At 70.2% G+C, this 2,357-nt stretch carries 2 protein-coding genes and 1 pseudogene; all 3 read left to right on the top strand.

What is annotated here, in order from left to right; genetic code table 11:
• Nucleotides 1-451: pseudogene (locus AC1DOC_RS29675) on the top strand (hypothetical protein); the annotation flags it as partial.
• 8 nt (nt 452-459) lie between these two features.
• Nucleotides 460-1,548: a glycosyltransferase gene (locus AC1DOC_RS29670; protein ID WP_478131123.1), complete on the top strand. Its 1,089-nt coding sequence runs from the start codon at nt 460-462 to the stop codon at nt 1,546-1,548.
• On the top strand, nt 1,545-2,357 hold an 813-nt coding region (locus tag AC1DOC_RS29665), incomplete at its 3' end, for a hypothetical protein (protein WP_478131122.1). The genes AC1DOC_RS29670 and AC1DOC_RS29665, both read left to right, overlap by 4 nt.

The following is a 2,357-nucleotide window of genomic DNA, read 5'->3' as shown; positions in this document are numbered from 1 at the left end:
GCGCGCATCCGAGCCCGAGCTCGGATGGGGGCGCTACCTGCTGTCGGCGTTCTCGTTCATCCTGCCGCGCGACCTGAAGCTGTTTCCGGACTTCGATCCGCTGGGGTGGCCTGCCATCCTGGGCAACTTCTCGCAGTCCAACCTGTCGCTGCCGCCCTTCACCACGGCGTACTTCGACTTCGGGCTGGCCGGGCCCGTGATGTTCGGCCTTGCGATCTCGGCCGGCTTCCGGGTGCTGGACAGGATGGTGGATCCGCGCGCCGCGCTGTCCGGCAGCTATCTGTGCGCGCTGGTGCTGCTGGCCGCCTACGTGCCGTTCCTGCGCGGGCCGATCCTCGGCTGGGGGCCGTTCGCGGCATCGGGGCTGATTGCGGCGCTGCTCGCCGGCCTGCTGAGTTCGCGCTTCCGCCCGGTGCGCCGCGCGGCGCGCTACGCCGCGCGCGCAGCCTGAGGTCCAGCATGTACAAGTACCTGTTCTACGACACGATCCGCCTGAACCGCGGCGCGGGCGGCGTGCTGAACGTGTCGGACCTGCTGCTGCGCAGGATGCGCCTGTGCAAGGGCGACCACATCCAGCCGGCCAGCGAACGGCATCCGCGCCTCTTCGCGGTGGCACGGCGCCTGCGCATCAGCCGGTTCCTGGTCGAGATACTGCTCTACAACTACCACCGGCTGCAGGYGCTGGTATCGGGCGAGCGGGTGTTCTCGCTGTTTCCCAACTACTTCCTGCCGTTCACGCTGTTCGGGCGCCACCGGGATTCGATCGTGATCGTCCACGACCTGCAGTACCGCTACTACCCCGCGTACTTCAGCCGCACCAAGCGCCTGTGGCTCGACTGGAACCTCAGGCGCGTGGCCCGCAGCGCGGCCGACGTGGTGTTCATCAGCAGGAGCAGCCAGCAGGATTTCGAGCGGTACTTCGGATGCTGCGAGCACGCGAGCGTCATCTTCAACCCGGTGGAGGCCACGCGCGCGGCCGGCTCGGCCAGCGCGTCCCGCGAGCCGCCCGTGGGCGAGCGCTACCTGATCGCGTCCTACCACTACTACCCGCACAAGAATTTCGGCGCCGCGCTGAAGCTCTTCGAGCGCATGAAGCGCGAGGGGCTGGTCGACTGGCTCGACATCACGGGCAACGGCGCGGCCGAGGTGAAACGGATGGTCGCCAACATGGCACCCGAGCTCGGCAACTGCGTGCGGCACCGCGGGCTGGTCTCGCGCCAGGACCTGACGCGGCTTTATTGCGGCGCCACGGCCTTCATCTCGCTGTCGGCCTTCGAGGGCTTCAACCTCTCAGCCGCCGAAGCCGCCACCCTGGGCGTGCCGCTGCTGCTCTCGGACATTCCGGTGCACCGCGAGCTGTTCGGCGGCTACGCCTTCCTGATCGGCAGCGAGCCATGCGACATGGGCCGGCTGGCGCGCTACCTGGACGAGCACCGGGACACGCAGCCGCCCTGGCTGCATGCCGAAGCCTGCGCGCCCGGCGCGGTGGCCAGGCGCTATCTCATGCTCAAGCGCGAGGCCGTCTCGCTGGCCGGAGCCATGCAATGACACGCACTGCAGGCGCTCTTCGGCAGCTGCTCGCGGCGGGGCTGCTCGGTGCCGCCTGCGCGGCAACTGCGGCAGCGGCGGACACCGGCTTTGGCGTGATGGTGCACTACCTGCCCGACAGGCAGTCGATCGCCGATGCCGCCCGCTTCGACGTCGAAGCGTTTGCGGCATCGCTCGCGCAGATGCGCGCCTCCCACCTCATCCTGACGCTCGGGCAGAACAACGGCCAGTACATCGCGCCGAATGCGGCGCTCGAGGCGCTGTGCCCGCACAGCGCCGCGGACCGGCCGCCGCGCGACCTGCCGCTGGAGATCGGCCGCGCGCTGCGCAGCCGCGGCATCGCCCTGGTGCTCTACCTGCCGTTTCGCGCGCCGCAGGCAGACCCCGAGCTGATGAATTGCCTGGGCGACATCTCCGAGCAGAAGCCGCCGCCGGCCGATTTCATCGCCGCATGGACCGCGGTGATCCGCGACTGGTCGCAGCACTACGGCGCGCTGGCCAGGGGCTGGTGGTTCGACGGCGTCTACAACACGCGGGGCATCTCGCCGTCCGGCTGGGATGCGCTGTGCGCCGCGGCGCGCAGCGGCGCCCCCGACCGCTGGCTGGCCTTCAATGCCGGCGAGGGCCCGGCGCGCTTCAGCGCCAAGGCCGCGCCCTGCCAGAACCTGATGGCCGGCGAATTCATGCAGCCTCCCGCACAGCTGAACGCACCGCGCTCGGAGCTGAAGTTCCATCTCCTGACGCCGCTCGGCGCCTCCTGGGGCCAGCCGACGCCGCCGCGCTTCACGGCCGCCCAGGTGCGCGGCTGG

It is taken from the genome of Variovorax sp. 01T439_2 (genome assembly GCF_056398445.1).
Note: the sequence above shows the minus strand (reverse complement) of the source record. Positions and strands in the feature narration are given on the sequence as shown.